13 protein-coding genes and 1 pseudogene are annotated in these 20,238 nt (G+C 43.8%); all 14 read right to left on the bottom strand.

The annotated features are described in order from the left end of the window. Positions 1–2,551 (bottom strand): glycoside hydrolase family 31 protein (locus tag ACWB0I_RS03165; protein ID WP_479386585.1); only part of this gene is annotated, 2,551 nt, incomplete at its 3' end. Beyond that, positions 2,548–2,961 (bottom strand): toxin-antitoxin system YwqK family antitoxin, encoded by a 414-nt coding sequence (locus ACWB0I_RS03170; protein WP_479386586.1) that lies wholly within the window; start codon positions 2,959–2,961, stop codon positions 2,548–2,550. The genes ACWB0I_RS03170 and ACWB0I_RS03165, both read right to left, overlap by 4 nt. Before the next feature lie 228 nt (positions 2,962–3,189). After that, the gene (locus tag ACWB0I_RS03175) at positions 3,190–5,166 is read right to left on the bottom strand and encodes an exo-alpha-sialidase (protein WP_479386587.1); all 1,977 of its coding nucleotides are present in this window, start codon (positions 5,164–5,166) and stop codon (positions 3,190–3,192) included. Positions 5,167–5,473: 307 nt separating this feature from the next. Then, on the bottom strand, positions 5,474–6,634 hold the full coding sequence (locus ACWB0I_RS03180) for a mandelate racemase/muconate lactonizing enzyme family protein (RefSeq protein ID WP_479386588.1): 1,161 nt from the start codon (positions 6,632–6,634) through the stop codon (positions 5,474–5,476). Beyond that, positions 6,631–8,067: an aldehyde dehydrogenase family protein gene (locus ACWB0I_RS03185; protein ID WP_479386589.1), complete on the bottom strand. Its 1,437-nt coding sequence runs from the start codon at positions 8,065–8,067 to the stop codon at positions 6,631–6,633. The genes ACWB0I_RS03180 and ACWB0I_RS03185 overlap by 4 nt, the downstream gene beginning before the upstream one ends. Positions 8,068–8,157: 90 nt before the next feature. Beyond that, positions 8,158–10,782 (bottom strand): glycoside hydrolase family 31 protein, encoded by a 2,625-nt coding sequence (locus tag ACWB0I_RS03190; protein ID WP_479386590.1) that lies wholly within the window; start codon positions 10,780–10,782, stop codon positions 8,158–8,160. 55 nt (positions 10,783–10,837) lie between these two features. Next, positions 10,838–12,838, bottom strand: coding sequence for a glycoside hydrolase family 31 protein (locus ACWB0I_RS03195; protein WP_479386591.1), 2,001 nt, complete (start codon positions 12,836–12,838; stop codon positions 10,838–10,840). Between the two features lie 22 nt (positions 12,839–12,860). Next, entirely contained in the window at positions 12,861–14,186 is a 1,326-nt protein-coding gene (locus ACWB0I_RS03200) for a GntP family permease (RefSeq protein WP_479386592.1), read from the bottom strand. Between the two features lie 24 nt (positions 14,187–14,210). After that, positions 14,211–15,032 (bottom strand): HpcH/HpaI aldolase family protein, encoded by an 822-nt coding sequence (locus tag ACWB0I_RS03205; RefSeq protein WP_479386593.1) that lies wholly within the window; start codon positions 15,030–15,032, stop codon positions 14,211–14,213. A 5-nt stretch (positions 15,033–15,037) separates the two neighbouring features. Further along, positions 15,038–16,612 carry a sodium:solute symporter family protein gene (locus ACWB0I_RS03210; protein WP_479386594.1) on the bottom strand — a complete coding sequence of 525 codons (1,575 nt, stop codon included), beginning with the start codon at positions 16,610–16,612 and terminating at the stop codon, positions 15,038–15,040. 119 nt (positions 16,613–16,731) lie between these two features. Further along, entirely contained in the window at positions 16,732–17,901 is a 1,170-nt protein-coding gene (locus ACWB0I_RS03215) for a four-carbon acid sugar kinase family protein (RefSeq protein ID WP_479386595.1), read from the bottom strand. A gap of 13 nt (positions 17,902–17,914) precedes the next feature. Continuing rightward, positions 17,915–18,922, bottom strand: coding sequence for a 4-hydroxythreonine-4-phosphate dehydrogenase PdxA (gene pdxA, locus ACWB0I_RS03220; RefSeq protein ID WP_479386596.1), 1,008 nt, complete (start codon positions 18,920–18,922; stop codon positions 17,915–17,917). 34 nt (positions 18,923–18,956) lie between these two features. Beyond that, entirely contained in the window at positions 18,957–19,880 is a 924-nt protein-coding gene (locus ACWB0I_RS03225; RefSeq protein WP_479386597.1) for a dihydrodipicolinate synthase family protein, read from the bottom strand. A 17-nt stretch (positions 19,881–19,897) separates the two neighbouring features. Then, positions 19,898–20,238 (bottom strand): annotated as a pseudogene (locus tag ACWB0I_RS03230) (iron-containing alcohol dehydrogenase); the annotation flags it as partial.

Raw genomic sequence — 20,238 nt, forward strand, 5'->3', positions numbered from 1 at the left:
TCAAAATTCTGGGCCACTCCTGGCGAAATTGCTCCAGCAGCGCTTCCATCCGTTCCGGATGCTGGCTGATGCGTAAACCGAGCTGGGCGTTTCTAACAATTAGATCATTGGAATAGCGGGACCTATCCCAACCCCGGGCTGCTAAAAACCGGGCAAAGTGCTTTAGCCGTTTTATCCGTGCAGGCAACCCCGAAAGCGTCCACCAGTCCAAACGCGAAAAAAAGACCTGAATTTGCAGAGTATGTTGGACATTGACCGATGAAGTAAAAATTCGAGTTTCGAAAGTATCTCCATTATACGTCCAGCAGGACTTGTCCCCGTAGCGTTTATAAGGCGCCGTTTTCCCGTTGATTAGAACGGCTCGAGGAGGAAAGGAAAGCGGCAGGCGAATTTCATAACTTCGGCTTTCCGGCATGCCAGGGAAGGCCCCTTTTACGGGACCAATTTCCACCTTCAATCCCGACTCAATAGCATAACTGCGCACGGGAGTTAAAGAAAAAACTCCTTTTTGATAGTCCTGAGTTATGCCATCATCTTCATAAATATCAATTTGATCTGTGCCGCCCGGAAAAATGGTAAGGATCAGGCGATTGCTATTTAGGGTATCCCTTTCCTCTGGAAATGGTTGCTCTGGAATAATGGCCCCGGCTTTTACGTAAAATGGAATTTCATCCAGCATAAACGGACGCTTTAAAATCTGATTTCCCTTAAAAACCGATCCCGTTAGCCATTCAATCCATCCCTCACCTGGCGGCAACCACACCAACTGATAAGTAAAGAGGCTGTCCTTACCAATGGGATGGGTTATGGGATGAACCAGAAGACGGTTCCCGAAAAAATATTCATTTCCAAAGCGGTAGGCTTCTGGCTGACGGGGATATTCATAATACAATGGATGGCAAATGACCACGCCATTTTTATAAGCATTAAATGCGGCGGTGTAAATGTAAGGGAAGAGCCTGGCTCGCAATTGAACAGCCTTTTGCATGGCTCTAAAATACGGCAGGGGATAGGCCCAGAAACTCCGTTCAATGTTCTCACTTTTGGTGGCATGGGTACGGAACACAGGGCTCAACACCCCAAACTGTACCCAGCGTGTGTATAGCTCGGGTGGACTATCGCCACGTGTGTGCCCTCCTATGTCGTGGCTCCAGTATCCATATATCACATTGGCGGCAGTAGCCGTAAAATAGGGTTGAAAATCCAGGGACTGCCAGGAGATACTGGCATCTCCGGAAAACCCGACTGGAAAACGGTGGGATCCCAATCCGGCGTAACGACTTAAAATGAGGCCCCGCTTGTTTTGCTTTTCTGCATGAGAAAAGAAAACATAATTGAGCCAGTACTGCGTATTAACACCCGGCACAGGACCAGGATTCCAGTTTTGCCAGTCCAGCCACCAGAAATCCACACCCTGCTGTTGCATAGGGTCAAGAATATTGGTGAAGAATTTTTTCATAAACGATTGATCAAACAATTTAAACGGAATGGGCTGCCGCGAAGCCGGATTTAGTCCCAGCGCCCGCGCCAATTGAGCATAACGAGCTTCATGGGGCAGAATTCCGGCATCCAGGTGCAGATTTAATCCAACCCGAATGTGGTGGGCATGCATCCATGATAAAAATTCCTCTGGTTCCGGAAAATAATTTCGGTTCCAGGTAAAACCTGTCCAGCCCATTTTCTTTCCACCTGGTACGTGCTTTCGTTTGCCATTTTCAAAAAATTCAGGCAAACTGGTGATATGCCAATCCATATCCACCATTAAAACATTTAGCGGAAGGCGGTAATCACGGTAATCCTTGACTAACTGACGCAGTTCCTGATCCGTATATTCCCAGTATCGTGACCACCAGACGCCAAAGACAAAGCGAGGCGGTAGTGGCGGTCGTCCGGCAACCTGAATAAAGTTATGCAAAGCAGCCTTAAACTGATTGCCGTATCCTAAAAAATACCAATCCTGTTCCTCGTCCTGTGCGCGAGGTAGCAAACAGCGCCACTCCGAATCGTCCAATAAGGCAGTATGGGAGTCGTCAATGACTACCCAACCATCGCGGGAAATTAATCCATCCGTCAGTTGCAGAGGTTTGGCCGTGTCGCGGTGAAAACGCCCATTGTGATCGTCCAGGGAATAAGCCGTTCCTTTCAAATTTCCGCTATTGGGTATTCCCGGATGCCAGGTAAAAGTGGTATCTTTATCGTGATAGGCTATGCTTAAGTTTCTGGTTGTAAACCGCCCGCTATTACGCAGGTATTTCAGTGTCAAAAATTGCGTTTCTAAAATGAGAAATTCCCCTTCTTTTTGAACATGGAAAGGTGGTACGGGCAAGCGACGGTTGATGAATACAATGGAGGGCTGGTCAATAAAACGAGCATCTCGTGACCATTCCAGTCGAATCAGTCGAGGGGTGAGCACGGTAAAACGAGCCCTGCCTGCCAGGACGATGCTTTTTTGATTTGCCTTGTAATTGTCAGATTGCCCAAAAGCATTCATCAACATAAAACCACTAAGCACCATCACTTTCACCCATTTTCTGAATATTGAAGCGCTCATTGGGCAGTCTCCTCCCCATTTTCAAAGATGACTTGCTGAATTAATCGTCCCTGGCGGTTCCAGAGACGGGCCATGCCCTGGCAACGCTTATTCCGCCAATGCGACTCTGCCTTTAATTGTCCTGTTTCCCAGAACTGACGCCACACGGAAAGGCCTTCCGGTCGATGCTCCCATTCCCAGACTTTATTTTCATGGCGATCCCAATAGGTTTCCACTCCAACCTTTTGCCCCAGACGATAATTCACCTCCCACTGCTTTTGGCCATCTGCATAAAACCACTGTTCCTTGCCATCCAGCAAAAATCTTCCGTCATCGGCAACTCCACCCTGCCAGATAGCTTTCAGAGTACCATCGGGATAGTACACACGATAAGTCTTACGCCAGATCATTCGGGTGGCTTTCGATTGCATTCTGGTTCCTGGTGAAATGCGATCGTCCGATTGGCGCTTTTGCCCAAAGAACTAAAAAATTCCTGCAAAAGTCACCCAAACGGCCTTTAACTGCATTGTTAAATTTTTCGGTTCTCTTCCGAAAAACCAGAGATTCGCGTTCTTCTGCTCTCATGTCCGGTACTATTCGTTTTAAAATTACCATATTATTCGCCTGCCCTTAAAATTTAGATAGTGACGTGTCTTTTTCTATTCCACAATCACATCATCAATGGCAAAGCGGCTGATCTCCACTTTTTCATCACTCCCTGGGAAATCCTCCCGATACAGGCCGGCTGTTCTGGGCTCACCCAATTCTGCCAGCCATTTTCGCACATCCCCCCGCCAGGGACCGGTGCGAAATACCAGACGCTGTACAGAATTGACCTTTTCTCCAAAAGGCACATCCTTACGCAACCATTGGCCATCCAGAGACAGGTCGTAGGAGTTAGAAGAGCATTTAATCATCAATTTTACTGAATGCCAGCGTTGCCTTTGAACAGGCAATGGGCTGACTTTTACCTTAAGATGATCCAGGTTCATCCAATCTTTTTCGATGCGCAGTCGAATAGGCCGATTTCCTTGGGCATCATGAACCTCTACAAACAGGGCACTCCCCTGACGCAAGGCATGGATGCGAAACCGAAAGGCAATGGTGGGGTGTTGAGATTCCGGAAAGATGCGCTCTGCCTTTGCATAATCGTAAGGAGCTTCGTCCAGTAATTCAAGGTAGTGGTTTCCATTGCCTTCTTTGGCAATTCTAATAGGCGCCCAGCGCGGAACATAAAGATTCCAGCAGGTGAGTTTATCAATATTGGACACTTTCTCAAAATCCTGATGAACCGGTTCCTTTACCGCATCCAGAACTGGTACATGAATGCGACTCACCCAGATGTCCTCTTTGTTCATGCTGTAGGTAATCCACATTTCTTTTCCGGGTGGGTTTCCATTACCTTCTACAATACCGCGCACGTATTGGGGACCCGGATTTTTATGCAGCCCCTGATAACGCATGGGGGGAACTTCGCCCTGCACCACCAGCATGTTGTCAAAATGACGCCCATCTTCGCTGGTCAGAATAATCAACGGGAATCGATTTCTTCGCGTTGCAGAATGATTGTACACCAGAGCAAATCGGCCATCCTCGGTGCGTTGCCCCCATATTTTAGCGCCACAAGTCCAGAGCGTGGTAGACTTCATAATGGGCGTCCAGGTTTTGCCATTGTCTGGAGACGTTGCCATATAACCATTTTTCCAGATGCCAACCACTTCATGGCCTTGCAAATGATAAAAACAAAATGCTTTCCCGGCGCCAGCAGAGGTCGTAACCCCCACTTTTTCAGCCAGCGGATTGTGTCCTAGAATCTGCGATGGGTCGATGGGGAAAAAGCCGTCCTTTCCCCGGTCTTCTTCCCACCATTGCAAAATCATTAACTTATCAGCCAATAGAGAATCGCAGGCTTCCACAAAGCCTTTATCGAGACTGGTTTTGTAAAACGGGAAATGGGTGTTGCTTTCGTTCCAGCCGGCATGACGATTGTATCGGATGAAATAGACCGGACCGAAACTGCCATCGGGGTAAATTTCCCGCACCACACGTCCCAATCCCTGGCCTTTGTTTGGCGAGAAACGCGGGGTAGGACAAAAGCTGTAAAAACCGGAAGCCAGCAATCTACCATTGGGAGCTACATAAAATCCCATCCGTTGATGCATCACCGATTTGGTACCTGCCGGAATGGTGTAGCCCTGGTAATGGATTTCTGGGAGGGCATATTCCGGGAACAAAATAACAGGGCTGGACCAATCACGTCCATCTTCACTTGTTACCAGCATAATGCGCGTGGGAGGGGTGTGTTCTTGCACCTCTCCGCTTAAAAATTGGAGATAAAATTTCCCTTTCCAGAAGGTCAGGTAAGGTTGGTGATTGTAAGTAAACCCGACTCTGCCGCCCTCTTCTGGATATCGGCGATTTGCCCGAAAGACCTGATAACTGTGCACGCCCACGGCGTGCGGAAGTTTGCCGTCAAAAACGTATTGGTCCGGCTGGCGGGTTCCCACGTACTGCACCGGTTCCTCTATCGATTGTTTGGGAGGTTTTGCCTTTTGGCAAGTAAAGAAAAATAGGGCCAATATTACCACAGTTACCAATTCCAATCCTTTCTTAAAGGAAATCAATTTTCTAATCATAGAAATTCACCCTCCTATAAGACATTACTTGAGACTTCTGCAAAATTAAACGTGCACTGTCATTCTGAGGAACAAAGCGAAGAAGAATCCAATGTTTTGTTTTAACTTCTTAGATTCATCGTTTCGCTCAGAACGACAATTAATGTAATTTTGCAGAAGCCTTACACTTATTCGATACCCGCCTCACTCATCATTTCCTAAGTGTTATTCAATGGACTACATATTTTTTTCTCATCTAACCTGATGGGTGCATTTTAGAAAAGATTTTAAGCTTCAAGCCGTTACCCATCAGGAAGTTCTAAAGTGGCTACAATGCCTTAAAAATAGCGTAAACTTCAGGAATTAATTCATAACCAATGCCAGGTTCATCCGATAAGCGCACCCAACCCTTTTCCGGTTTCATGCCCTCTCCAAACTTTCCGAAAGGGAGAAAAACTTCCGGGTAAGCTTCGTTGCCATACAATCCCAGTCCAGCAGCAATATGTAAACCGAATTGATGCCCACCATGTGGAATGCACCGTTGCACTGACCAGCCATACTTTTTTAACATATTTAAAATCCGCAAATATTCAACCAGCCCATAACTTAACACTGGATCAAATTGCAAAAAGTCACGATGCGGACGCAGCCCGCCGTAACGAATCAAGTTTTGTGCATCGATTTTTGAAAATAAATTTTCGCCAGTAGCGATCGGGATACTACTGACCTCTGCAATCGCCGCCAAAGAAAAATAGTCCAGGGGATCCACAGGTTCCTCAAACCATTTCAAACGGAAAGCTTCCAATTTTTGCAAATATTCCAGTGCGGTAATCAAATCAAATCGTCCGTTGGCGTCAACCATCAGGTTTTTACCATGTCCAACTATTTCCAAAGCGCTTTCAATTCGTAAAAGGTCTTCTTTAAGTGACGCGCCGCCAATCTTTAGCTTACAGGCCGTAAAACCCATATCCAGATAGCGTTTGAATTCGTCTTGAAGCGACTCTAAATTTTTGCCAGGAGAGTAATAACCGCCAGCAGCGTAAACATAAACGGTTGGATTTGCCCTACCATTACCATAGCGTTCAGCCAGAATTTGGTATAATGGTTTTTTTTCAATTTTGGCCACGATATCCCATAAGGCCATATCTAAAGTGCCCACCGCCACGCTACGTTCGCCATGCCCTCCGGGTTTTTCGTTGCGCATCATTACTTCCCAGCAACGAAAGGGATCAAAATTGGAGCCATCTTCGTTCAGCAATTCCTTTTCAGACGCTTCTAACAATCTGGGAATAAAGCGTTCATTTAACAAACCGCCCTGTGCGTATCTTCCATTGGAATTAAAGCCATAACCGATGACAGGTTTGGCATTCTGAACGACATCCGTTTCGATGGCCACCACCGATGTGGTCATTGCCGAAAAATCAATAACCGCATTTCGAATCGACGATTTTAAAGGAACGGTTTTTTGTACAATGTTTTTTATTTTCATAATAAATTCCTGTAAACAGCTTTGGGTTGTGTAAAAAAATCCAGTGCAAAACGTCCAGCTTCCGGCCAACCTATTCCTGAATCCTTGCGTCCCAGAACAGGAAGTTCTGGAAGGCGATAACCGGTTGAGAAATTAACGTGACATAGGCCAACATCGGCCTTAGCCACAAAATTTTCTGCTAAGTCGTGATCTTTGGTGTAAATCGATGCTGAAAGCCCAAATGGAGAATCATTGACTAACTCCAACGCATGATCAAAATCATCAATGGGAAACGCTAAAAGGATTGGACCAAAAATTTCTTCTTTCACTATTTCCATTTGTTGCGTTAAATCGGCCAACAGCGTTGGCTCGAAGAAATGTCCTTTTGTAAGACCCGACGGTTGTTTTCCTCCACAAAGCAAACGGGCGCCCTGTTCCATAGCGCGCTTGACAATTGACTTCATATTAAAAAACTGTCTTTCAGAAATTAATGGGCCCATGGTGGTTTTGGGATTTTGACCATCTCCTATTACAATCCTTTGCATGCGTTCTTTGAGTAAATTTAAGAATTGCTCATAAACCGGTCTGGCTATGATCAGGCGCGTAGTGCCAGTGCACCATTGCCCACAACAGGCTAAACCCGCCTGAATCGAATCTCTGGCAGCCTGCTGTAGATCGGCGTCTTCCCAGATAATCGCTGCATTTGATCCACCCAACTCAGCCTGAAATCGAATCCCTTTTTCCCCAACTTCTTTTAGCAGGGCTTTGCCTGTGGGAGTCCCACCGGTCAATGAAATGGCTTTAATTTCAGGATGCTTTATCAAATTGGAACCCACCGCGCTCCCCTCGCCAATCAATAAATTGGCTGTTCCTTCAGGGAATCTCACAGCATGGATTTGTTCAAACAAAAATCCAGCAGAAAAAGGCGTCAACTCCGAAGGCTTTACGATTACCGTATTCCCACACATCAAAGCAGGAACAAGCTTGCGAATAATTGTTGCTATCGGAAAGTTCCAGGGTGTGAGCAATACACTTACGCCTACTGGATCATAGCGAATGGCGGATACCCCTTTCCCTTCTTCAGTCAACTTATTACGAATGTATTTAAGTTGAAATTTTCCTTCAGAATAGGCCGAAGCGATTTCCGATTCAGACTCACTAAGCGTTTTCCCATTTTCAAGCGTAATCATTCTCTTTAAATCCGAACGTTTTTGCCAGATGCGTTCCAAAAATTTGCTTAATAATTCGGCTCTTTTTCCCACGGCCATGTTTGCCCATTTATGGAATGCTTGAGTGGCGCTGGATACAGCTTGAGTAATCTGTGAAGAATGCGCAAATTGAGCCTTACCAATCACCTGTTTAATATTAGCAGGATTCCGGTACTCCACCATTTGTTCGTTTTGCTGTGGAACCCACTGTCCATGAATATAACTACGCGCTACAAGCTGTTTCATTAACGGATTGCCTTTTTTGCTTATTAATAAAACCTTAATTGTTTACCATGCTCTGCTTAGCCTGGCGTAAATGATTTTCCCATAACCGTTTCACAGATCCCTCAATAAAACGATATAAGGACGTAATTCCGGATAGGATTTCACCGCTTTGCTTAAGATTTCATTCGCATTTTTCCAGCTTTCCGGGAAATGTTGCAATATAGATTTTGCCCGTTCGGGATGCTGTTCCAGGGCTAATCCCGTTTGCGCAATACCTGCAATTGGTTGCTTTGGAAAATGGTAGCGGTTCCACTCCCGATAAGTAGCCAGAAATTTCGCTACTTTCATCAGCCGATGCATTTTACCTTTCATTCCGGAAAAAACAAATCGATCGTTACGCACAAAACGTATCTGCAAAACATGTCTTTGATTGGTGGGCAGTTCTGGCGTATGTAATTGAACACCAAAAAATTCCCCGCTGTAAGTCCATCTTCCAGTGGAATCATAACGACTATAATCAAGAGTATCCTTATCCAGAATGACCAGAGAAGCAGGCCAGGTGAGAGGGAATTGCAATAGGTAAGAACGTTGGTTTACCATCCCGGGAAAATGTCCTTTAACGGGATCAATCACAATCTTATAGGTTTCATCATTCATCTTGTGGAAAGAGACCGGCGTTCTGGCCCACTGGCCTTCCCAATAGTTATTCGTATTACCCTCATCCTCATAAACTTCCGTATGGCCAGAATCCCCGGGAAAAAAGACCAAAACAAGGGGATCGGGTTGTGCAACCTGTGCAGAGAGCAAGGGTTTCTGCATGGGCACAATAGCGCCCGCGCGTACATACACCGGTACTTCATCCAGCATGAATGTTCTATTAACAATCTGGTTTCCATTCAAAATGGTCCCGGTTGACCATTCGAACCATTGACCAGGCGGCAACCAAACCATTTCCGGTACTGCCAGACTATCTTTTGCAATGGGATGCGTAACCGGACGCACAATGATATCATCACCCCATAAATATTCATTCGGGAACTGATAAGCGATTTTAGTATTAGGAAACTCATAATATAAGGGATGTAAAAAAGCAACTCCGGTTTCGAAGGTTTTTCGAGCCTGCGTGTACATGTAGGGAATCAATGAATGGCGCCACAACATCGCCTGACGCATGGCTTTGTAAAACGGTAAAGGATAAGCCCATATACGCCGTTCTATGTTTTTTCGTTTAGTAGCGTGTGTACGAAAAATAGGACTAAAGGCGCCCCACTGAATCCATCGCGTATAAAGCTCTGGCGGACTATCGCCCAGGGTGTGGCCGCCAATATCGTGGCTCCAATAACCAAAGCACACATTGGCTGCTGTGGCCGTAAAGTAAGGCTGGTAGTCCAGCGAACCCCAGGAAATCACGACGTCTCCAGAAAAACCAATCTGGTATCGATGATTCCCCAATCCTCCGTAACGATGAAGAATCAGAGGACGAGCTTGTCCCTGACGTTCCATATCTGAAAAGAAGACATAATTTAAATAAAACGTAGGATTAACGCCGGGAATGCGAGTAGTGCTCCATTGCTGCCAGTCTAACCACCAGAAATCTACGCCTATTTTTTCCAGCGGATGTAAAACCAGACGCATGTAATTTTCCGCATATTTTTTATTTACAATATCAAACGGAATGTATTTTCGGGTGGCAGGATCAATCCCCATGGCTCTGGCCATTGCCGTATAAGCCGCTTCATGAGGTTGAATACCTGAAGCGGGATGTAGATTCAAACAGACTTTAAGTTTTTGACGTTCTGTCCAATCTAAAAAATCCTCAGGATCGGGGAAATAATTCTTGTCCCATGTGTAACCGGTCCAGCCAAACCGTTGCCCGGCCTGATCGCGCTTTAAATGTCCTTCTTTATCAAACCAACCTGGTTGGAACCTTAAATGCCAATCAATGTCAACAACTAAAACATCAAGCGGAATATTATGGGAATGATAGCTATTCACAAGCTCCCGCAATTCTTTATCGGTGTATTCCCAATAGCGCGACCACCAGATACCAAAGGCAAAACGGGGAGGAATTGGAATTTTGCCCGCCAGTTCAACAAAATCATGCAAGGCCAATTTATAGTCATGGCCATATCCAAAAAAATACCAATCCTGTGTTTCATTTTGAGGACGTGGTGTTACCCACGGCCAATACGAATTATCAAATAATGGGCGTCGGGAATCATCAATGAGCGCCCATCCATCTCGGGAAATGAGCCCCTCTCCAAGATCAATAGGTTTTCCGGTATCCAGTTGAATATTTCCATCACATTTATCGAGCGTTCGAATTGTACCATGCAAATTTCCGGTATTCGGCATTCCCGGATGCCATATTTTTTTCTGGCCGTTCATTGTAAATTCAATGCGTAAATTTTTTTCTGTAAATCGACCGCTGTTCAAAAGATAAAACAAAGTTAGCAGATCGGTTTGAATCCGTAGCCAACCATTCTTTTTAGTGACTTCATAACGAGGAACCGAAACTCTTCTATTTACAAAAACCAGAGAAGCGCGATCTTCGAACTTCCCATTTTCTGACCATTCCATTCGAATGACACGCGGCGTTAAAACCGTAAACCGCACCTGGTCCTGCTCGACAATGGCGGCTGGATCTGCCACGGGATTGTACTCTGGTTGGGCCCAATTCACATTTGTAATCATCAATAAAAACATCAGGATGATTGGTAGCCATTTGGGATTCATCAGGCCTTCTACTCCTCTTCTTAAATTGTCAACATCCAATTCAACAGGATCGCTTTTAATCTGGCATTGCAAATTGCCAGGAGGTTCCTTCCCTGATAAAGAGCGGAATTTTATTTAATGGAACTGTAACCGTAATTGTTGTTGGTCCTTCATACAATTTTTTACGATCCCAGAAATCGATCCATCTGCCGTTGGGGATGTAAACCTGCCGCGTATCGCTCTCCGTAACCATGGGCGCCACCAGCAAATCATCTCCAAACAAATACTCATAATGCTGTTGATGAACTTCAGGATCATTGGGCCATTCCCAGGCCAGATGGCGCACTAATGGAACGCCTGTTTCATGAGCTTTACGCGCCATGGCAAAAATGTAGGGAATGAGTTTGACTCTTAACCTCGTGTAAAACCTATAAATATTTACGGTTTCCTGATCCCAGCAAAATGGAGCTTCCCGGTAGTCATCTTTACCGACCGTTTCCATCAAAGGACTGAAAGTACCAAATTCTACCCAACGAATAAAACACTTTTTGGACAAATTCCTTCCATATCCGCCAATATCCGATCCCCAGAAAGCAAAGCCCGTCATTGCTGCCGACATTTGAGCGCACACAGCGGAAGGCAGCCCTTTATCTGGATCAAAATTGCTTTTTAAGTCTCCCGGCCATTTCATCGTCCACCGTTGCGTACCAGCCCAGCCGGCGCGAGGTGTCAATTGAAAATCGTTTCCCTGCTCTTCAGCAAGTGCTTCGGCAAAAACCTTCACCAATAAATAAGCGTGATAGTTATGCATCTCCCGTGGATCACGGCCGCTGGGGGGAACAACATCTACCGGATAATTTTGCCCGCGATCCACTTTAATGCCGTCAATTCCAAGTCGCAGAACATTGCGTACAATATCTTTCCACCACTCCCGTGCTTCTGGATTGGCAAAATCGATTAAAAATTGCCCATTTTCACGCGTCGGTTTATTCCCGGGGCGAGTAATCACATAGCCTTTTTGAATGCCTTCCGAGAGATACTGCGAATCCCTGGTCAAAAAATCACAGCCCCACACCAGTAAACGAATCCCCATTTTGTGGAGCTCGGCAATATGTTGTGGCGCATCAGGATAACGCTTCTGGTCAAATATGTAATCATCGCTGCCATAGTTTCCCAGCATCCAGGGACGATCGATCCAGACAACCCCCAACGGCATCCCAGCTTTCTGCATTCTCCTTACATCATCAAACACCTCTTTCCAGGTGCCCCCGGCTAACCACTTTTGAGGGGAAAAACTCCATCTGGGAGGCAAGGGAGGATATCCCGTCAGGTCTAAATATTGGGGCAATATTTCTTTAAAATTGCCTCCAACCCACACATGCAGGGAAAGGTTTGGCGCTTCGAATCGAACTATTGTCTGTTCTGGATTGGTTGCCCCAAAATCAAATACCCCGCGATAGCTGCAATCAACAAACATTCCATAGCCCTGTGTGGACATGTAAAATGGTACGTAATTACACTCGTCAGGCGAACCCGATTGATCCCACATGGCGATTTCGTAACCTCTCACATCCACACTGCGGATGCCCCAGAGATCCCCCAGGCCATAATAATGTTCGCTTGATCGGTTGCGTAAAACCAACTTCATCGCTTGAGTGTTGGATGGAGGAATGACCTCAATTTCAACATGTTTAGCCGAGTTCACCTTTACTATCAACCAACCATGCTGCCCATTCTCCGCAACCAGCTCGGCAAGAAAACCATGAAATCGACGATGGACTGCACTCGCTTTGGTAAAGGCATGCCCCCCTTTCTCGTCTTTAAAGGAAAGCCATTTTGAGGTGCCTGTAGACCAGGGCGTACGATTTTTGTACCGAACTTCTAACTGTAACGGTTGTGAATCAAATTGGACAACCAGATCACGGGAGGCAATCCTTGCCTGCCCTTTCCAGATATCTACCGTAACATCTTCGATTTCCTTAGCCCAGGAAATACAGAAAGTTATCAATAAAAGGGCAATGATTTTTGCCACCATCTTATTTCCCCCGGTATTTTCCACTGCCTCTATCAATTTCATACCACCAGAATATCAACCCACATTACATCAAAATTTGAGAAAGAATAATAATCACAACGGCGCTGATCAGGCCTTGCATTAAAGTAGCCAGAGTGTGACTGCGTAACGCCGTTGCCGTATCCATATCGGAAAACTTTGTGACCACCCAAAAATAGCTGTCATTAAGGTGGGAAACGCTCATAGCGCCGGCGCCAATCGCCAACACAGCTAAAGCTTTACCTATTTCATTGGCAATTCCCAATTGAGTTGTAAGGGGCGAAATTAATGCCGCCGTGGTGATAATCGCCACGGTTGATGACCCCTGGGCGGTTTTTAATACGGCAGCAATAATAAAAGGTAATAAAAGGCCAATATGCCAGTGCAAAGCCGCCTGTTCCATTACTTTTCCAATATCGGTCGCTCGCAATATACTACCAAACGCGCCACCAGCGCCGGTAATTAAAATAATGCTGCCCGCATTTCTTAATCCCAGAGCAACCCAGTTAAACAACACTTCTTTTCCGTCTTCTTCTGGTTTTAAGGCAAAGGCAATAAATAGTCCTATGAATAAAGCGGTAACCGGATTACCTAAAAAAACAATGGTTTTCGTCCAGATTCCGTTCCCCAGGGGAGCAGTAGGATATTCGGCAATGGATTTTAAAGCGATTAAAATAATCGGTACAATAACCGGAGCAAAAGCCAGCGATTTTCCGGGGAGCGGTTGCTCTTCCGATCTTTCTTCAAAATATTCTTCTGGAAATATTTTGAATCGTTTAGCGTAAAAATGAGCCCACAGCCAGCCGACTGCGGCAGCCGGGATTGATACGACAAGTCCTAACACCAATACCAGACCAATATCAGCATCCAACTCGGCTGCAGCCGCTAAAGGGCCTGGTGTTGGCGGCACAAATACGTGCGTAGCGTAAAGCCCTGTGGCCAGAGCAACAGCGAACACAGCTAAAGAAATACCCGTCCTTCGACTTAAAGCCTTATTTAAAGGCGAAAGGATGACAAATCCGGAATCGCAAAATACGGGAATGGACACAACAAATCCGGTGATGCTCATGGCCAGAGAAGCACGTTTTTCACCAATCAATTGTAAAATGCTATTGGCCATGATCTGCGCGCCGCCGCTTTTTTCCAGAAACGTCCCTATGATCGTGCCAAAGGCAATCACAATTCCAATACTTTGTAAAGTATTTCCAAAACCACCAGTTATTTTTGCTAAAACAGTTGTCCCATCCATTCCAGATAAAAAGCCCATGCACAGCGCAGCTAATAGCAAGCCCAAAAAAGGATGAAGTTTCCATTTTGTGCTGGCAACAATAATTAAGGTAACAATAATGATCAGGCAAATTAACGTTTGCATACCGGAACCTTTGTATTAAATCTATTAAATTTCGACCTGTGGTCTTTGTTCACCTTGAACGGTTCGACCGGTCTCGCTGGCTAAATGGGTTAAAATTTCTGCATAGGCATCTGAAAAAACTTTAAAATCCTGACTATGGATGATTAAATTAATACCTTTTTTTGCCCAACGAATAGATTCTTTAATCGATTGAAAGTTAACCGCCACCTGTACTTGATGTTTTATGGCCAATGTGATAATATGCTTTAGCGCATTGATGAACTCAGGATGTTCAAATTGTCTGGGAACACCCAACGAAATGGACAGATCAGCTGGACCGACAAATATGGCATCAATCCCTTTGATCATTAAAATATTTTCCAGATTTTGCAGTGCAGGAACGCTCTCGATGCCAATCATCACAATATTATTTCCATTCTCTTGCTGTAAATGGGATTTTGTGGCTATGCCAGGAAAAATATTTTCATTCATCACGCGTTCGACCAGGTAGCCTTTTAAAGGTCGCCAACGCGCCGCACGCACTACTTCCTTAACTTCTTCCACCGTTTCACAGTAGGGAGCCAGAACCCCAAAGGCGCCAATGTCAAAAACTTTCGTAACATAATGCCATCGTGGCCTTGGTACGCGTACAATCGGAGAAAGTTGAGCGCCTACAGCCATGTTTACTAAATTAGAGACTTCGCTCCAGCTAAATGGCGAGTGTTCCATATCAATCGTCACAAAATCAAATCCCAAACTTTTTAAAATCAAAATCCATCGTGGATTTTGCGAGAACGATAACATGGTTGAGAACAAAGGAAGTCCACTATGTACTTTGTTTCGAAATTGTTCTTTTAAAAATATCATGTGCTTTATTGTCCAGCGATCTGTTTACGTGTTGCGTGAATCTCTTTCCAACCCAAATAAGTAAGATTTTTTTCCACCGTCCTGGATGGAAAAAGCAAACTAGCTAAATAACCTACCACAAACAAAACAACATGGCTGTAAACGCCGATCATATATTTATGATGTGTAAAATTGTATTTTCCTAAATCGATTAAAAGCGCTTTGTGTTCGCCAAATCCTATTGGGGTAGAGGTTAATAAGGCATAGGCTGTAAAAATGATTGTGGCTACAATGCCGATATAAGCGCCTTTTTTATTTGTGCGCGTGCTGAAGATCCCTAACAAAAACAAACCGGCAATGCCCCCGGAAAAAATAGAATAAAGCGTAAAAATAACGCCTAACACGCCTTTATTGCCTAACGAAACATACCAGCTAGCGACTAAAATAGACGCTAATCCTCCCAGCGCAATAATTAACCGGCCAACTATTAAACGTTCCCTGTCAGAACTTTTAGGTCTAAAACGGACATAATAATCATCTACGCCAATGGCGGCTAAACTATTTAAGTCTGAATCCAGACTGGAAATAGCCGCGGCAATCAAAGCGGATAGGATAAGGCCGGTAACCCCAGGAGGGAGTTCATTCATAATGAAAAAGGGAAATACCGCATCCGGTCGTATGCCGGCAGGTAAGTTCTGCGAGGTAAGATGATAAAAAGCAAATAAGGCGGAGCCAATAAACATGAATAGCGTCCAAACCGGAACGCTTAACAATACACCGATTAATGCCGCTTTTATTGCTTCCTTATCAGATCGGGCCGTTAAATAACGCTGAACGATTGTTTGGTCTGTTCCGTATTTCTGGATCGCATAAAAAATTCCATTAAGGGCCATTACGATAAACGTTAATCTGGTAAAATCAATGTCATAAGGTCCAAAACCGATTTTGTGATGTTCAAAAAGAAAATGGAAAACAGCGACCGGTCCGCCAGGGGGAACGAATAACAAAATAGCAGCGCACATAAGGCCGCCTGCCATTAACATTAAGCCTTGTATTACATCCAGCCAGATTACCGCTTCAATACCGCCCAACACCGTTAAAACAATTACAGATATCCCCACAACCCAGATAACCAAATATGTATTCAAGCCCATCATGCTGGAGATTGCAAGAGCAAGCAAAAAGAAAACCGTACCCATTTTAGAAAAATGAGCAGCTACAAAACCTAAAGAGGTGTAAAGACGCGCCAAAAACCCAAATCTTTTTTCAAAATACTCATAAGTACTAATGCCAATAACATCGCGGTAAAGTGGAACAATAAATTTGATCATTAAAAGCAAAACAACGGGAACCATTAAGCCCTGAACCAGCCGGATCCAGTTAGAGGCATACCCTTCGCCAGGATAAGCTAAAAAAGTAACGCTGCTGATCAGTGTTGCCAATATCGATAGACCAACAGCCCATGCGGGAACAGTGCCATCCGCCGCAAAAAAACGTTTTGTGGAACCTTGACGACGGGCAAAATAGCCTCCCACCATAATAGATATTATTAGAGAAAACGCCACGACTATAAAATCAAGTAAGGTAAGTCCCTTTTCCAATAGTCCTCCCTTCTTTTACTTTTTCACCTGACACAATATCGCACAATGCACAACTTAACCAAACTAAAGAAATCTGATCTACCTTATGATAGAATCCGCTGGTACCTGCCTTTGTACTACTATCGATGTTTCCAAATTACTTCAGGCCATTGATAACTTCCAGGTTTTACGATCACCAGTTTATCGGACAATTCCGGAGAACGTAACTGTACAACGCCTGGGTTTAGCTCAACTTCTGGAATGAAACTATTTAAATTGAGCAAATTAAAAATAGCGGCTGCCGTAGATCCGCCTTCCACAAGCAGAACATCGGGAGCAAGTTCTTTAATTACCTTCTTGGTTACTCGGGCAATCGTACCACTTAATTTTCTGGAAACAATTCGATCTTTTACAACATTTTGTCCCACAGCCAGTGCCACGCGCTTATTTTTCTGGAATGCCTTTTTCAAACAATGGAACCACTCATCAATCACAAGCGAAGAAAACGCGTTTTGTTCGGTTAATTTTCTCGGAAACAAACAGGCGGTTACACCAAATTTATCTAACTTTTTTAGAAATTGCTGGCTGTATTGCGATGTACTGGCCAATACAAAAAACAATTTTTTATCCGTAAAATTTACAGATGCCTTAATGTTTTGTTGTTCAAAACTCTGCCCTTTTTGGCGAGAAAGTAACGTTGAAAAAAATTCTGCTCCGCCAGCGGGCAACATACTCTCGTCCACTTCATTTGCCCAAAAAATTAAATCTTCTTTGCTTTGAGCTTCTCCCACAATAATCCCGCTGGGCGGTAATTTTTCTCCTGGTTTAATGAGCGTAATCGGAAATTTTTTACTTTTTCCTAAAAGCTTTAAAACCTGTCCTTCAAATAGATTTTTTACAAACCCATTAGCAAATTCGGTTTTATGCAAAGGTTGCTTGTCAATAAAAAAAACACCGTTTCGAATGATTCGTTTTCTGGAAGGATTTGCCGGCACCAGTAAAATACGCGGAATCTTTAGATACTCTAATAGTAATTCCAATTCTAACCGCACATGGCCTCTTAACACCGAATCGGTTTTTTTATAAATTAACCTGAAGTCGCCCAGTTTTAACTTTTCAATGAATGGTTGAAACAACGATGTAATTACCGTAGAAGGTTTAGCTCGCGTATCGGTATCTAAAATTATTCCATCTACATCATGGTCAAGAAAATTTGCAATTCTGCAAATTTTTAACTTTAATCCATATCGCAGCCCAATTCCTGCAATTTCTGCCGCGCCAGTAAAATCATCTGCTAATATCAGTTTCATTTTGCCTGTTTTTTCATTTTGCTGTTTTATTAATTGCCATCTGAGTAGCCACTTCGACCGCCTCAAGAAGGGGAGCAATACTGGCCATTCCTTTCCAGGCAATGTCAAAGGCGGTCCCATGATCAACAGACGTACGAATAATCGGCAGTCCTAAGGTAACATTGACACCATGCATTTCAACCATCTTTTTGGATTTTGAATCCCAACTAAAGGTTAATAACTTAAACGGAATATGCCCTTGATCATGGTACATGGCAACATAACCATCGTGCAAACCATTTTTCATTTGTGCAAAAAGCGTATCTGGAGAAATCGGTCCCACTGCATTGATTCCCATTTTTTGAGCTGTTAGAATAGCCGGTTCGATTTCCTCTTTTTCTTCGTTTCCAAAGAGTCCTCCATCACTGGCATGGGGATTTAATCCCGCAACACCGATAACCGGTTCTTTAACGCCAAATATCTGGCATCCCTCATGTAACAATTGAATTATTTTAAGGACTCGATTTTTTTTTACCAGATTGCAAGCCTTTTTAAGAGGAACATGGGTGGACACATGCACAACGCGAATATTTTTGTAAACCAACATCATCGTCACATTTTTAGATTGCGTAAAATGGGCCAAAATTTCCGTATGTCCTGCAAATTGGTAACCGGCTAAATGAATTGCTTCTTTGTGAATTGGATTGGTAACAATAGCATCAATAACTTTTAAGCCGGCCAATTCGATTGCTTTTTTAATCGATAAAAATGCCATTTTTCCGGCCTCGGCACTCAATTTCCCCAGTTGAATATTCTGATCCCCGGAATATTGGATTTCCATTATATTTATCGTTTTGTCACTAAAATCGCCGTTCGCTGGGGAATCAATACTTTTCACTTTTAAATGAGGGGCAAATTTTTTTGCCGCCAGATTTAGAATATGTGCGCTGCCAATCACGACTGGTCTACACATTGTTTGCAAACGGCATGTGCTCAATAAGCGTACCGTAACTTCTGGCCCAACACCCGATGGATCGCCCATGGTAATTCCTACTATCGGTAAATAACGACTATTTCTATTCAAAATATTTACTCCATTTATTTTTTATTTTTCTAAATTGAATTCTCACTTTATTCTCATCTTCCGGATTTAATGCGGTTAAAGGCATTAATACCTTTGTTGAACATAATGATAACTCATTCATCATTACCTTTAAAGTACTTAGGGCCAAACTCAAACTGCGATTTTTTTGATATATTTCAGATATCGTATTGGCAATCATTTGTAATTTTTCTACTCGCTCCCAATTTTTTCTGGATGCCGCGTCCATCATTTCAAAATAAAGTCGTGGAGCCAGATTCCCGGTTCCGGGGACAATACCACTTGCCCCACGTTTTAATGAATGGGCCATTTGCGTCCCCCAGCCAGTAAGATAATTAAAGTCCGGCCTATCTTTAAAACGCATCAAACATGCTTCCATACGTTTTAAATCTCTTTCTGAGTCTTTGAGCGCGACGATTCGCTGATGATAGGATAATTTTTCAACAATGTTTACTGGAATTGAATGATGTACCGTAACGGGAATATTGTAAATAATTAACGGGCCCGGTATGTTTTCAGCCAGAGTTTCAAAATAGTTTAACATTTGAGCATCGTTTAAAGGATAATAGTTTGGCAAATGTGCAACCACAGCTTTCACACCAAAATCAAAATATTTTTTGGCCGCCTCTATAGATTCTTCAAATGAATTGGAAGCAATGCCTGCGTAAACATCCTGTTGTCCATTTACAATCGAACAAACCAGTTTGACAATTGCATCCCTATCCCGGGATGGAATTGAAGCATACTCTCCTGTGGTTCCTAAAACAAAAGGATGTGACTTATATTTAATTAAGTATTTGATAATCGAGCGTAAAGCATCATGATCCACTTGTCCATCCGTCTTAAATGGTGTAACAACGGGCACTATAACGTCTTGGATTTTCCTTTCCGCTTTCATCTATTCATTCCTTGCAATTAAAAAGCCTGATTATAAATCTTTTTTGCATCGATTAGGGTCACTTCGCGTGGATTATTTTTTAACAATCGTGTAACCTGTAAGGCGCGTTGAGCCAACCGATCAATTGCCTCTTGAGGAACATTTAATTCAGATAAACGCGTCGGCAATTGACACATCCTTAATAGTTCAAAAACTTTTTCTATACCGGCTTGGGCGATTTTTTCAAGGGCTCCTTCTGTCTTAACACCTAACGCCTTAGCCACATTCGCATAACGTTTTTTAGCAACCCAAAGGTTAAAACTCATTACATAAGGCAACAAAACAGCATTTGAAACACCATGTGGAATATGAAATTCTC

Source organism: Caldithrix sp. (genome assembly GCF_056497305.1).